The organism is Mesorhizobium sp. WSM3868, assembly GCF_002294785.1.
GTDB lineage: Bacteria > Pseudomonadota > Alphaproteobacteria > Rhizobiales > Rhizobiaceae > Mesorhizobium.
Genome location: NZ_NSGB01000006.1, coordinates 29,992 through 42,422 on the forward strand (window position 1 = coordinate 29,992; position 12,431 = coordinate 42,422).

Consider the following 12,431-nt stretch of genomic DNA (forward strand, 5'->3'; position numbering starts at 1 on the left):
TCACGCCCATGCCCTTTGCCCTGCTGAAAGACCGCGCGCTCATTTCCGTGTCAGGCCCGGATGCCGAACATTTTTTGCAAAACATCCTCACCACCGATCTCGATGCGCTCGGCGCCGGCGAGGCAAAGCCTGGCGCGCTGCTTTCGCCGCAAGGCAAGATCCTGTTCGATTTTCTCATCTCTCGCGCCGGCGAGAACGGCTTCCGGCTGGAATGCCGGACCGACATAGCCGATGACTTCGTGCGCCGGCTGATGCTTTACCGGCTGAGGGCAAAGGCCGAGATTGCCAAGCAGGATCAGGCGCTTGTCGCGGTTGCATGGGGCGATGATTCAACCGCCTCACTTGCCGATTCAACTTCGCTCGCCGACACGCGCTTCCGCGAGGTGGAGGTCAGGCGCACATATGAGGGCGCAGTTCAGGAGAGCGGCGATGCCGGCGCATGGCAGGCCCTGCGTATCGCCAACGGCATCGCCGAAAGCGGCAGCGACTACCAGCTCGGTGACGCTTTCCCACATGACGTTCTCCTCGACGAGAGCGGCGGCGTCGGCTTCAAGAAAGGCTGCTATGTCGGCCAGGAAGTCGTCTCGCGCATGCAGCATCGCGGCACCGCGCGACGCCGCGTGTTGATCGCCACAGCCGGGGGTTCCCTGACTGCGTCCGGTAACGAGCTCACCGTCGCCGGCCGGCCGGTTGGCACGCTGGGTTCGGTAAGCGGCGGACGCGGCCTCGCCATCGCCCGCATCGACCGCGTCAAGGCAGCGCTCGATGCCCGCGACCCGATCATGGCCGGCGATGTCCAGGTGACGCTCGCCATCCCGGGCTGGGCGAAATTCTCCTTCCCGCAAGACACCGTCAGCGCGGAGGAGGCCTGATGGCGGCCGACAGGGCGGGAGCGCCGCCGCGCGCCTGGCAGCGCATGCTGTCCGGCCGGCGGCTCGACCTGCTCGACCCCTCGCCGCTCGACATCGAGATCGCCGACATCGCGCATGGCCTCGCCCGCGTCGCCCGCTGGAACGGCCAGACCAGCGGCGAGCACGCCTTTTCGGTGGCTCAGCATTCGCTGCTGGTCGAGGCACTCTATGGTGAGCTGGTGCCGGCCGCCTCCGCCGAGGCGCGGCTCGCCGCGCTGCTGCACGACGCGCCCGAATATGTCATCGGCGACATGATCTCGCCCTTCAAATCGGTGATGGGCGGCTCCTACAAGGACTGCGAGCTCAGGCTGCAGCGCGCCATCCATCAACGTTTCTCGCTGCCGGCCGAGCTCGGCGCCACCTTGCGCAAGGACATCAAGCGCGCCGACCAGATCGCCGCCTATTACGAGGCGACGCTGCTTGCCGGCTTCTCGACCGCGGAGGCGACGGAATATTTCGGCCGGCCGCGCAGCTTTTCCGCCGACCATTTCGACTTCACCCCACGCTCGGTGACCTGGGCGCAGGCGGCATTTCTGAAACGATTCGCGGCGCTGGAAGCTAAACGCCAGCCTTTTCTTGCGGCCAATTCCGTCAAATAAAAGAACGCTAAATTAACCGGCGGCCACGACAGTAAACTGTTCAGTCACGGTCGGCAGGCGCGCTCATGCCCGTTGCTCATGTCAAGGCTGGTTCGGCCGCAGTCAGGCGGAAGGCAACCGGTATTGGCCCGGTTCGACGAATAGCGGAGGAGCTTCGCGCACAAAACGAACGGTTTTCGGCCGCCGTCGAGAACATGTCGCATGGCCTGTGCATGTTCGACGCCGACGAGCGCATGATCATCTGCAACCGAAACTATATCGACCTCTTCCGCCTCGACGCCAAAGTCACGAAGCCCGGCATTCGCTTCTTCGACATCTTGCAGCACAGCGTCGAAATCGGCATCGCCTCGCAAACCGCCGAGCAGCTCTACGCCGTCCGCAAACCCTATATCGACGGCGCCAAACCCTCGACCTATGAGGAGACGCTGGCGGACGGGCGCATCATCGTCATCTCGCATCGGCCGCTGGCGTCCGGCGGCTGGGTGTCGATCTACGAGGACGTGACCGTGCAGCGGCGCGCCGAAGAGGAATTGAAGGAGCAGCATCGCCGCTTCGACGCCGCTTTGGCCAACATGTCGCAAGGCCTGCTGATGTATGACGCCGACGGCAAGCTGATCGTGCGCAATCAGCGCTTTCTGGATCTCTACAAAGTCGCCGCGGCAGATTTCCCCTTTGGTACGACACACCGCGACGCGCTCAAACGACTGCTGCAACTCGGCATCTACACCAAGATCGACGTCGACAGCGAAGTCACCAGGACCGAAGCCTGCCTGCGAGCAGGGAAAATGCAGTCGGCTTACCGCTATCTTGCCGACGGCAGGACGTTTCTAGTGGTCCGGCAGCCGATGAGCGGCGGCGGCTGGGTCGTGACCTTCGACGATGTTACCGAGCGTCGCCGCGCCGAAGAGCGCATGACGCATCTTGCGCATCACGACACGCTGACCAACCTGCCGAACCGCTCGATGTTCCGCGAGCGCCTGGACCAGGCATTGAGCGAGGCCAAGCCCGCGCCGGTGGCGATCTTCTCGCTCGACCTCGACCGCTTCAAGGCCGTCAACGATACGTTCGGGCATCCGGCCGGCGACTGGCTGCTGAAAAGGGTGGCCGAGCGCCTGCAGCGCTGCCTGCGCAGCGACAAGGACGTGGTGGCGCGTTTCGGCGGCGACGAATTCGCCATCATTCAATCCAATATCAGAAACGCGGTCGACGCCGAAAAGCTGGCCAAGCGCATTATCGAGGTGATCGGCAAGCCTTATCGCGACAAGGGCCGCGAAATGCATGTCGGGGTGAGCCTCGGCATCGCGCTTTATCCCAGCGACGGGCAGGATGCGGATACGCTGCTCACCAATGCCGACATGGCGCTCTACCGGGGCAAGAGCGAGGGGCGCAACATCTACCGTTTCTTCGAGCCGGGCATGGATGCCATGGTGCGGGAGCGCCTGGCGCTCGAGGCCGACCTCGAAGCTGCACTCCCGAGGCGCGAGTTCGAACTGGATTTCCAGCCGATTCTCGACATCGCCGCCGGCGAGATCGTCGGCGCCGAAGCGCTGATGCGCTGGCGCTCGCCGTCGCGCGGGCTGGTGCCGCCGCAAGACTTCATCGCCGCGGCCGAAGAAACCGGGCTGATCGTGCAACTCGGCGACTGGGCGCTGCGCAAGGCCTGCGGCGTGGCGGCGGGCTGGCCGCAGGACGTGCGCATGGCGGTCAACGTCTCGGCGGCCCAGATCAAGAGCGGCGGCTTCGCCCGCAGCGTGATTGCGGCGCTCGCCTTTTCCGGCCTGCCAGCAAGCCGGCTGGAACTCGAAATCACCGAAACGGTGATGATGGACGAGAGCGACAGCGTGCTGAGGACGCTCGGGCAATTGCGCGGGCTCGGCGTGCGCATCGCGCTCGACGATTTCGGCACCGGCTATTCTTCGCTCGGTTATCTGCGGCGCTTCCCGGTCGACAAGATCAAGATCGACCGCTCCTTCATCCACGATCTCGACAAGCGCGACACGGCGGCGATCGTGCGCACGGTTATCGGGCTCGGCGCCGAGCTCGGCATCACCGTCACCGCCGAAGGCGTCGAGGCCGAAGCGCAGCTCGACATGCTGCGCAAGGCCGGCTGCGGCGAGGCGCAAGGTTTTCTGATCGGCGCGCCGGCCAGGGCCTCGGAGATGAGCCGCCTGCTGCGCTCGCAGGAAAAGCTTCGCCGATCCGGTTGATGCCAGGCACCGGTCAGCGCAGCGTCTCGAAATATTTCTCGTGGAAGCTCACATAGCCGGGTTCTACCACTTTGAGATGCCGCGCGATCAGCCGATGAAAAGCCGGCAATTGATGGAACGGCACACCCGGATAGGCGTGGTGCTCGGCATGGTAGGGCATGTTCCAGGCGAGCTTGCGCACGAGCCAGTTGGTCAGCGTCGTCCTGGTGTTTTCCAGTATATTGGCGACGAAGGGGCAGCGGCCATGCTCGGCCAACAGATAAAGCCTGAGAAAGGGCTGCCCGAGCAGCGCCGGTACGAGCCAAACGTAGAGGATCACGGTCGCCTCGAGCCAGATCGCAAGCGTCAGCACGACGAGGTAGAAGGCGATCATCGCCCGCGCCTCGGCCTGGACTTTCGGCAAGCCTTTCGGGGGCACATAGCTGTCCCGGCAGCGGCCGCTGGCATTTCTGTAGAGCGTCTTGAAATGACCCCACCACACCGGCAGGCCAGACACATGGACGATGTACTGTCGCAAGGTCTCGGGCTTCGGGAAAGCCAGCTCCGGATCGTTCTGCGGGTCCTGAGTGAAGCGATGATGGGCGAAATGGAAATAGCGGAACCAGTCGGCGGGCAGCGCGATCGCCAGGCTGCAGAGCCGCGCGACGGCATCGTTCAGCCACTGCGTCTCGAAGGCCGTCCTGTGCACGGTCTCATGCAGCAGCGTGAACAGGAACACGATCAGGATGCCCTGCGGCAGCATCAGAACCGGCCAGTACGGCACCTTGGCCGCGATCAGCGCGCCGAGAGCGATGATGGCGCCGAGATGAACGACGAATTGGATGATGCCCGGCAGATCGGACTTGCCGGTCAGCCGGCTGCGCTCCTCATTGGTCAGCGAGGCGATGACGTCGCGGTGGTCGATGGTGTGGTCGATGGCGCTCATGAGGCTACCGTACTGCAGAAAGAAAGCTTTCGAAAAACGAGGAATTCTGCAAAATAGATAAGCTCAGCTTATCTTTTCGGTCGCCATGGTCGCACTTCCCTCCCTCCGCGGACTTCAAGCCTTCGAGGCGGCGGCGCGCAGCGGCAGCTTTGCCGCAGCGGCGGAAGAGCTGTCGATTTCGGCGGCGGCGGTCAGCCAGCTCATCCGCACCGTGGAAGAACAGCTGGGCCGCAAGTTGTTCCACCGCGTCAACCGGCGCGTCCTGCTCACCGAAGCCGGCGTCGAGATGTTGCCGAGGCTTACCATGGCCTTCCAGGAAATCGGCAGCGTCGCGCGGGATATAGGCGGCGATGCGTTCCGGCCGAGGCTCGTCATCTCGGTGCCGCCTTCGATGGCGATGGGCTGGCTTTCCGAACGCCTCGCCGGCTTTGTCGCCAGCCACGGCGCCGCGGATATTTCGCTGAGAGGCGAGGACGACCCTGTGCCGTTCGACCATGAGATGGTCGACATCCGGCTATCCTACGGCCCGCACTATCGCGAGCACCCGACCCGGGCGATCGCCCGGGATGCGGTCTATCCGGTCTGCGCGCCCAGCCTTGCCGGCGCAGCCAAGCCGGAAACTCTCGCCGGCTTGCCGTTGATCCACACCGATTGGGGCCCGACCGGTGCCGCCTTTCCGTCCTGGCGCAACTGGTTCGGGACCGCAGGCATCGAGCCCGGTCGGGCCGTCAAACTCGGCCTCTCCGCCAACTCGTCGCGGACGGCACTCGACCTCGCCATTTCAGGACTGGGCGTCGCGCTGGCGCAAGGCATCTATTGCGCCCGGGCGCTCGAAAATGGCAGGCTGGTGCGGCCCGTGGCCCGATCCCTGGAGCTGCGCCAGCCCTATTGCCTGACGATCCCCGAACGCAGCGCAAGGCGCGACGTCGTGGCGGCGTTCCGCGAGTGGCTGATCGAGGAATGCGTGCGCGCGGTCAGTTCGCCGGCGCTCGGTGCCTGGTCATACGAGGACTGACGATCGCCAGCGCAGCGATCACCAAGGTCGATTTCAGTCGAACGAAGCAGGAGATTTTCTAATGTCGCTCGAACTCATCAACCCCGGTGATCTGCCGGTTCCGGAGATGTACACGCAGGTGGTCGTCGCGACAGGGTCCAGGCTGGTCTTCGTCTCAGGTCAGCAGCCCGAAGACATAAACGGCAAGCTCGTCGGACATGGTGATTTTGCCGCGCAAGCGCGGCTGGCATTCGGCAATCTCGGCCGAGCGCTCAGGGCGGCAGGCGCGCGGCCTGAGCAGGTTTGCAAGATCACGATCTACATTGTCGACTATGATCGCGATGAACATGTCCCGATCATCGAAGAGGCGCAGATTTCGCTGTTTGGAGATCACAAACCGGCGAATGTGGTGATCGGGGTTGCGACAATGTCCCCAGGCTACCTGATTGAGGTCGACGCGATAGCGGTCATTTGACGAGGCTGTCAGAAGCCAGTTGCCGATCATCGAAAGATGTACGGTGAATGCGAAAAATAAGTGCACTGTCCCCAAATTCCGTTGCCGGGCGCTGGAAGACGGCAGGCTGATCCTGCCCGTTGCCCGATCGCAGCAACTGCGCCAGCCCTTTTGCCTGACGATCCCGAGCGATCGCCGGCGCTCAGCGCGAATGTCGCGGATCAAGCATCTTCGCTGTAAACCTGCTATCGCATCCTTTGACCGAATTGACCTGGAACGCGCCGGGTCGGTTCCGGCACGACAGTCTGCCTCACCGGCTCGGCGCGGGGCCCGCGGGCAAATCCGCCTGGCACGAACCCGAGCAGTATGATCGCAGCAACGAAGCCGTATTGCAGGATCTCGAAGGTGAGTGGCGGGAACGTTCCGGGAAGGATCCTGATGGCCAGTTTCGGAGCGAGAACGCCAAAACCCACCGCGGCCGGCCAGCCGATGTCGCGCACACGCGCGAACACCATCCATATCATGGCCACGATGGTGGCAAAGCCCATCGCCACGAGTACGGAGATGTAGGCCATTCGGATGGCGGAGTTCTTTGCCTCCATGGCGAGCGCCTGAGCCACCATGCCCGAGGCATGCTCTCGCACCGACTGCGGCTGCGAATGCATCCCATAGTCAGGTGTTCTCAATCCTTCGACAAAGGACCTCTGGCTCTGGGCAATATCGGCGCCGTCGGATCCATAGACCTGCTTCTGGATGCCCTCTTTTGTTCCAACCAGAAAATGCTCGATCGGGTCCTTGGCAAAATCGAATCCGACAAGGAAAAGCAGCAGGCAGAAATATAGTATCTGGCCGCAACTGCCTGATTGAAACAGCTTTATCATCTATTCATAAACCCCCAAGCAACCCGCAATATCTGCAGGTAGCATGATGGGCTTAAGCTGCGGTTAGGCGGTCCGCTCCAAATTGAGCAAACCGCGTGCACAGGCGCCAGTCACAGATGCCCGGCCAGCGCCGCCACCATGTCCTTGCTGGTGGCTACCGGAACGATCTCGAACTCCACCAGGTCAGCCCATTCGATGACCCAACGCTGCAGCAGCGTGACGTCATCGGCTTCGACCAGCAGGAAGCAGCGGCTCATGTCGCCTGCGATCCAGCTATGGTGAACGACAAGCGCGTCCGGTTTCAGCCGGCCCCGATCGCGGAAACGCCGGTATATTTCCTTGCGGTCGCAGCCGCGAAAATCCTCGATCACCAAAAACAGCATCTTGCCCCCATTCAGTTGATTGTCTTGGCCGTATTCAGCGACGCCAGCCGATCCCGTCCGGATGCAAAATGCTCTAGCGGCCAGTGCGCTCCAGCCGCTCCAGGAACCATTGCGTAAGCCGCACCCAGAGCTCGTCCTTCTCGCCGGAATCCTCCCAGCCATGGTCGAGATTGGGGTTGTCGTTGACCTCGATAACGAAGACGCCGTCCTTGGTTTCCTTGAGGTCCACGCCGTAGAGCCCGTCGCCGATGCAGCGCGCCGCCTTGACCGCCGTCTCGACGACGTGCGGCGGCGTCTGCTTGAGCGTGAAGGTCTTGATGCCGCCCTGATCGGGCTTGCCGTTGGCCTTGTGGTTGACGATCTGCCAGTGTTTTTTGGCCATCAGGTAATGCACGGCAAACAGCGGTTGGCCGCCGAGCACGCCGACGCGCCAATCATATTCGGTGGGGATGAATTTCTGCGCGATGAGGAGGTCGGAATCCTCCAGCCACTCGGTCGCCAGCTTTGTCAGATCGGCAAGGTTCTCGCATTTCTTGACCCCGCGCGAGAAGGATGAGTCCGGGATTTTCAGCACCAGCGGAAAGCCCAGCGTCTGGGCGGCGAGCTCCAGATCGGAGGTGCCGGCAATCATCACCGTCGGCGGCACCGGCACCTTGTTGTAGGTCATCAGCTCGTTGAGATAGACCTTGTTGGTGCAGCGGATCATGGACAGCGGGTCGTCGATCACCGGCATGCCCTCCTGCTGGGCGCGGCGCGCGAAGCGGTAGGTGTGGTTGGAGATGGATGTCGTCTCGCGGATGAACAGCGCGTCGTAATTGGCGAGCTTGGCCAAATCCTTCCTGGTGATCGGCTCGACCTCGACGCCCATCTTCTCGGCGATCCTCGCCCAGTAGCGCAGCGACGAAATCTCCGAAGGCGGCAATTCCTCATGCGGATCGACGAGCGTCGCGAACGTGTAGCGCGCCGGCGTGCGCCCCTTGGTGTCGCGCCACTCGCGGTTGGTGTAGGTCTCCAGGCACTGCAGGAAGACTCCTTCTTGCTCCTCGCTCATGCGCGCGAGCGGCAGGAAGCCGATCTTGCGGATCGAAGCCCATTCGGCGCTGTCCTTGATGTGGACCTCGAGCGCCGGCGCGCGAAACCAGTCGAACAAGAGCTTGGTGAACCGGTCCCAAACTTTTGAGGGCCCGATGCCGAAAAAGACGGCGACCTTCGTCGGAAAGGTTCCGTCGAGATCCTTGCGGCATTTATTGAGCGCGAGCTCGAGTTCCGGCAACGCATGCTCATAGAGCTTGCGCTCCGACAGATCGATCATGGTCTCGACGGTCGGGATCACTTTGTGGCCGCGCGATCCGGCGAGCAGCGAGGCATAGTAGCCGCGACTCTGATAGCCGTAGTTGTTCGACAGGTTGATCACCTTCGGCCGCTGGCCGCGAAACAGCGCCGGATGCGCGAGATAGTCGCGGTTGGTGATGATCTTGTGCGGCGTCGCCACCTGGTCGAGATCGTTCTGCCTGCCTGTTAGGATGACCCAGGTCATTGTGTCAGCGTTTTCCCAGGTTGATGGCGGCGCGCAACCCGTCGCGGCCGAACTGAGCCATGTTCATGAAGATGCCATAGGGCACGGGAATGTTGGCGGCGTCGAGGATGGTTTCCTGCCTTTCGTCTTCGACCCAAGGATCGTGGATGAGGATATGGTCGCCGTCGTCGCCTATGGCCAGCACCCAATGCGGCACCTTCTTGCCGAACATCAGGAAGCCGCTGATCAACACCAGCACCAGCTTGCCCTCGGCAAGGGCAGCGCGGATGTCTTCGATGCCGAACGGACGGTAATTCACCGGGATGCCGTAAAGTTCCGCGCGCCGGCGGAAGTCGACCTGGGCGAGCTCCATCACCCGGCGCTTGTCCTCGCTGCGCACCGACTGCAGGAACAGCGCGCCGTGAAAGGATACGAAGATCTCGGCGGCAAGCCCGCTTTCATAGCCGGCCACGGCCAGGCCGAAAGGCTCGCAGCCGCCCGGCCCCGACATCATGAATACCGTGGTCGCCTCGCGCCACAGGCGTATTTCCATGACCGGATCGGGCACGAAGCCGGAATCGAAATTGGCCATTGCCATCATCAGGCAGCACGGACCGCAGGTGAACTCGCAGGTCTGCTGGTAAAACGGCACCCCGGTGCTGGTCGGGACATCGCCGCGCAGGGTCTTTTCGTAACGCAGCGCGGTGGCGCCGTCCTCGTAATAGTCGGGCTCGCGGCCGATCTTTCGGTAGCCTGCCTGCTCGTAGATGCCGATGGCGCGCTGATTGTCCTCGCGAACCTCGAGCCGCAGCATCATGCGATCGTGTTCATAAGCCGCCTCTTCGGCCGCGGCCAGCAATTGGCGGCCGATGCCGAGATTGCCGAAGAAGGGACCGACGGCGATGGAATAGAGCCGGGCCACGCCGCTGCCCTTGCGAAACAAGACCACCGCGTAGCCGGCGACATGGCCGTCATTCTCGGCCACCAGCATCTCGGCGGTCTCACGCTCGATCAATTGGCGAAAGGAGCGGCGCGACAGGCGATCGCTTGAGAAGACAGCCTTCTCGATGGCGGCGAGGTCATCGACGTCCGACGCGCGGGCCTTGCGGATCTCGGCAGGCATGCGGGGTTTGGGAGAACCTCGATTGGATTAAAGGAAACGGCCCCGGTCAAAAGCAGCACCCCGGCCGAAGCGCCGGTCTTCATCAAGCGCTATCGCTCCTTGATTAGGGCCGAATTGTGACAGGTTCCGAGCCGGCAGAAAAGCACCACGGCTTTGAACTGAACCACTAATTCGAAACAGCGTAGGCCGTTGAAAACAGCCGCCTCCTCAGCTCGAAATACCGGCCAGAAGCTGGCCATAGGCGCTCTTGGCGACCTGCGACAGACGCTCCGGCGGCAATGTGCCGACGACGGCGCAGCCATAGCCCTTGTCCAGCCAATACACCGCTTCCGGACCGTCAGCCTCGGCCGTATAGGTTCCCTTGGTGGTCTGCGATGATTCGGCGGTGACGAAGAGCGAGATGCGCTCGCCCTTGGCGTCCTCGTAAAGCAACATCGCGGCCTTGCCACGCTCGCCCGCCGGCAACAGCCGGCCGCCGACGAGTGCGAAGCCCTCGGCCGCGAGATCGGGCGCCACCAGCTTCAGCCCTACCCGGTTGGACAGCCAGGTCTGCAAATGGTCCTTGTCGCTTGCCGGCACCTCGACCGCGTGACGCTTCTCGGCGGCGTAGATGAGATGGGCGGCGATCGCCTGCTCCGCGAGTTGGTCGTCGCTCTCACCGCTGCGGCCAATGCCGTCGATGCCGGCGAGATAGCCACCGAACCCGCCGACCATCAGCACGGCTGCCGCCGCCGCCGAAAGCCACCAGCGCGAGCGCCAGGCAGGCGTCCGCGCCGGTGCTTCGCCAAGCACCGCGTGCCGTAGCCTTGCCGGCACCGGTTCGTCCATCACGCCGGCCAGGGCGGCGCGGAGCGTCGCACCGTCGGCTATGTAACGGGCACTCTTCGCCTTCATTTCGGGATTGGCTTCGAGCCAGGCGTCATAGGCCATGCGCTCCTCGCCCGGCAGTTCGCCATCGAGGGCCATGTGGATATCGCGTTCGGTGAAATCGCGCCGGGTCATCGCTCGACGATCCTTATCGAGCGGCGGCGCGAGGAGTCGTCCAGCAGGCCGCGCAGTTCCTCGCGGCCGCGCGCGATGCGCGACATCAGCGTGCCGGCCGGCACGCCCAGGATGTTGGCGGCCTCGGCATAGGAAAAGCCTTCGATAGCGACCATGACCAATGCCGCGCGACGATCGGGGCCGATCGCCTGCAGGGCATCCATGATCTCGCGCGAGGCTATGCTTTCGACCTGATCGGCGGGCGCGGCCTGGGCCTCGCCGGCTTCCAGAGGCAACATTGCCGCCTCGCCTCGCCGGTTAACCTTGCGCATCTGGTCGATGAACAGATGATGCATGATCGTAAACAGCCACCTCCTGGGGCTTTCTCCAGTTTGCCAGTTGTCGAGCCGCACAAGCGCCCGCTCGAGGCAGTCCTGGACGAGATCGTCGGCGGAATCGCGGTCGCGCAGCAACGAGCGCGCGTAGCGGCGCAGACGCGGTATCTCGCTCAGGATCGCTGCCTTCTTGTCGTCCATGACCGCTTGTTTCGTGGTCGTCTTCCATTCGATTGAACGCGCCTTGCCGGCGCGGCGCAAGCAGCCAGCACGAAGCGGACCACCCGCTCCGGTACCCAAGCACCTGGATAACGCCGGCGGATGCCGGTTTATTCCCGGCGCGAGCGGAAGCGGAACCAAGGTTGAATACCGGTTCTGGCCATCGTATATTCGTCATTGAATATCTTGCATATTCATCTTAGAATATACGCCGGAGGAATTCGACAATGTCTTTGTATATCCGCGATGACGAGGTTGACGCGCTGGCTCGTCAGCTGCAGTCCGCGATCAAGGCGCCCACGAAGACTGAAGCCGTGCGGATCGCGCTCAAGCGTGAGCTCGAACGGGCACATGCCGTCCTCCCACTAAGCGAGCGCATTAGAAAGTATCAGGACGCAGCGAGGGCGCTCGGTCCGGACGACCCGGACTTCGACATGAAGAAATTCATGGACGAAGGATGGGATGACCTCTGATGTTCCTCGATGCTTCCGCTATCATCGCTATCATATCGGAAGAGCCGGATGCGAACCGCCTTCTTAGGAAAATGGAAGCCGCCGAGAAGCTTTATTTCTCGCCGAGTTCCGCATTCGAGGCGATTGTTGGGATAGCTCGCAGGAAGTCCGTAGCGGAAAACGACGACCAGCTTCCGACACCACCCGCCCTGATCGAACGATGTAAAATGATCGTCTTGGGTTTCCTGGCCGAACTCAAGGCCGTTGAGGTCCCGCTGGACACGCGGATCCGAGAACTCGCTGTAAGGGCCGCGCAAGATTATGGTCGATATGTGGGCCACCCAGCCAAACTGAATTTCGGCGACTGCTTCAGCTACGCATGCGCCAAAGCCTATCGCGTACCTCTGCTCTACAAAGGCAACGACTTCTCGCAGACCGATCTGGCCTGACC

General features: G+C 62.8%; 14 protein-coding genes. 7 read left to right on the forward strand and 7 right to left on the reverse strand.

The genetic code is table 11. The features are described 5' to 3' along the window. Positions 1-8: 8 nt before the first annotated feature. From CK221_RS11765 to CK221_RS11775, 3 genes are all read left to right on the forward strand, one after another. Positions 9-872 (forward strand): folate-binding protein YgfZ, encoded by an 864-nt coding sequence (locus CK221_RS11765; protein WP_095777842.1) that lies wholly within the window; start codon positions 9-11, stop codon positions 870-872. Next, positions 872-1,510: an HD family hydrolase gene (locus CK221_RS11770; protein ID WP_066997413.1), complete on the forward strand. Its 639-nt coding sequence runs from the start codon at positions 872-874 to the stop codon at positions 1,508-1,510. The genes CK221_RS11765 and CK221_RS11770 overlap by 1 nt, the downstream gene beginning before the upstream one ends. A 194-nt stretch (positions 1,511-1,704) precedes the next feature. Next, entirely contained in the window at positions 1,705-3,717 is a 2,013-nt protein-coding gene (locus CK221_RS11775; protein ID WP_245430618.1) for an EAL domain-containing protein, read from the forward strand. Positions 3,718-3,730: 13 nt separating this feature from the next. On the opposite strand, the gene CK221_RS11780 is transcribed toward CK221_RS11775, so the two are convergent. Then, positions 3,731-4,621: a fatty acid desaturase family protein gene (locus CK221_RS11780; RefSeq protein ID WP_095778011.1), complete on the reverse strand. Its 891-nt coding sequence runs from the start codon at positions 4,619-4,621 to the stop codon at positions 3,731-3,733. Between the two features lie 106 nt (positions 4,622-4,727). On the opposite strand from CK221_RS11780, the gene CK221_RS11785 reads away from it, so the two are divergent. Together CK221_RS11785 and CK221_RS11790 are read left to right on the forward strand one after the other, a co-directional pair. Further along, the gene (locus CK221_RS11785) at positions 4,728-5,657 is read left to right on the forward strand and encodes a LysR substrate-binding domain-containing protein (protein ID WP_095777844.1); all 930 of its coding nucleotides are present in this window, start codon (positions 4,728-4,730) and stop codon (positions 5,655-5,657) included. 61 nt (positions 5,658-5,718) lie between these two features. Further along, entirely contained in the window at positions 5,719-6,111 is a 393-nt protein-coding gene (locus tag CK221_RS11790; protein WP_095777845.1) for a RidA family protein, read from the forward strand. Between the two features lie 224 nt (positions 6,112-6,335). On the opposite strand, the gene CK221_RS30225 is transcribed toward CK221_RS11790, so the two are convergent. The 6 genes from CK221_RS30225 to CK221_RS11820 form a co-directional block, all read right to left on the reverse strand. Beyond that, on the reverse strand, positions 6,336-6,971 hold the full coding sequence (locus tag CK221_RS30225) for a hypothetical protein (RefSeq protein WP_095777846.1): 636 nt from the start codon (positions 6,969-6,971) through the stop codon (positions 6,336-6,338). Between the two features lie 110 nt (positions 6,972-7,081). Next, positions 7,082-7,354, reverse strand: coding sequence for a DUF3303 family protein (locus tag CK221_RS11800; protein WP_066997422.1), 273 nt, complete (start codon positions 7,352-7,354; stop codon positions 7,082-7,084). Positions 7,355-7,427: 73 nt separating this feature from the next. Continuing rightward, positions 7,428-8,891 carry a RimK family protein gene (locus CK221_RS11805; protein WP_066997426.1) on the reverse strand — a complete coding sequence of 488 codons (1,464 nt, stop codon included), beginning with the start codon at positions 8,889-8,891 and terminating at the stop codon, positions 7,428-7,430. A gap of 4 nt (positions 8,892-8,895) precedes the next feature. Further along, on the reverse strand, positions 8,896-9,993 hold the full coding sequence (locus CK221_RS11810) for a GNAT family N-acetyltransferase/peptidase C39 family protein (protein ID WP_095777847.1): 1,098 nt from the start codon (positions 9,991-9,993) through the stop codon (positions 8,896-8,898). Between the two features lie 207 nt (positions 9,994-10,200). Further along, on the reverse strand, positions 10,201-10,995 hold the full coding sequence (locus tag CK221_RS11815; RefSeq protein ID WP_095777848.1) for an anti-sigma factor: 795 nt from the start codon (positions 10,993-10,995) through the stop codon (positions 10,201-10,203). Beyond that, complete coding sequence (locus CK221_RS11820; protein ID WP_066998131.1) at positions 10,992-11,510, reverse strand: RNA polymerase sigma factor; 519 nt, start codon at positions 11,508-11,510, stop codon at positions 10,992-10,994. Before CK221_RS11820 ends, CK221_RS11815 begins: the two co-directional genes overlap by 4 nt. 245 nt (positions 11,511-11,755) lie before the next feature. Between CK221_RS11820 and CK221_RS11825 the strand changes: the two genes are divergently transcribed. Continuing rightward, a complete protein-coding gene (locus tag CK221_RS11825; protein WP_095777849.1) occupies positions 11,756-12,001 on the forward strand; it encodes a type II toxin-antitoxin system VapB family antitoxin in 246 nt (81 codons plus the stop codon). Further along, positions 12,001-12,429 carry a type II toxin-antitoxin system VapC family toxin gene (locus CK221_RS11830; protein WP_095777850.1) on the forward strand — a complete coding sequence of 143 codons (429 nt, stop codon included), beginning with the start codon at positions 12,001-12,003 and terminating at the stop codon, positions 12,427-12,429. The genes CK221_RS11825 and CK221_RS11830 overlap by 1 nt, the downstream gene beginning before the upstream one ends. Positions 12,430-12,431 lie beyond the last annotated feature (2 nt).

What these genes read in the sequence shown, in the direction of transcription:
- CK221_RS11790 (WP_095777845.1), top strand. Translation starts at nt 5,719, where the DNA reads ATGTCGCTCGAACTCATCAACCCCGGTGATCTGCCGGTTCCGGAGATG.
- CK221_RS11820 (WP_066998131.1), bottom strand. Translation starts at nt 11,510, where the DNA reads ATGGACGACAAGAAGGCAGCGATCCTGAGCGAGATACCGCGTCTGCGC.
- CK221_RS11815 (WP_095777848.1), bottom strand. Translation starts at nt 10,995, where the DNA reads ATGACCCGGCGCGATTTCACCGAACGCGATATCCACATGGCCCTCGAT.
- CK221_RS11800 (WP_066997422.1), bottom strand. Translation starts at nt 7,354, where the DNA reads ATGCTGTTTTTGGTGATCGAGGATTTTCGCGGCTGCGACCGCAAGGAA.
- CK221_RS11805 (WP_066997426.1), bottom strand. Translation starts at nt 8,891, where the DNA reads ATGACCTGGGTCATCCTAACAGGCAGGCAGAACGATCTCGACCAGGTG.
- CK221_RS30225 (WP_095777846.1), bottom strand. Translation starts at nt 6,971, where the DNA reads ATGATAAAGCTGTTTCAATCAGGCAGTTGCGGCCAGATACTATATTTC.
- CK221_RS11765 (WP_095777842.1), top strand. Translation starts at nt 9, where the DNA reads ATGCCCTTTGCCCTGCTGAAAGACCGCGCGCTCATTTCCGTGTCAGGC.
- CK221_RS11810 (WP_095777847.1), bottom strand. Translation starts at nt 9,993, where the DNA reads ATGCCTGCCGAGATCCGCAAGGCCCGCGCGTCGGACGTCGATGACCTC.
- CK221_RS11825 (WP_095777849.1), top strand. Translation starts at nt 11,756, where the DNA reads ATGTCTTTGTATATCCGCGATGACGAGGTTGACGCGCTGGCTCGTCAG.
- CK221_RS11785 (WP_095777844.1), top strand. Translation starts at nt 4,728, where the DNA reads ATGGTCGCACTTCCCTCCCTCCGCGGACTTCAAGCCTTCGAGGCGGCG.
- CK221_RS11775 (WP_245430618.1), top strand. Translation starts at nt 1,705, where the DNA reads ATGTCGCATGGCCTGTGCATGTTCGACGCCGACGAGCGCATGATCATC.
- CK221_RS11770 (WP_066997413.1), top strand. Translation starts at nt 872, where the DNA reads ATGGCGGCCGACAGGGCGGGAGCGCCGCCGCGCGCCTGGCAGCGCATG.
- CK221_RS11830 (WP_095777850.1), top strand. Translation starts at nt 12,001, where the DNA reads ATGTTCCTCGATGCTTCCGCTATCATCGCTATCATATCGGAAGAGCCG.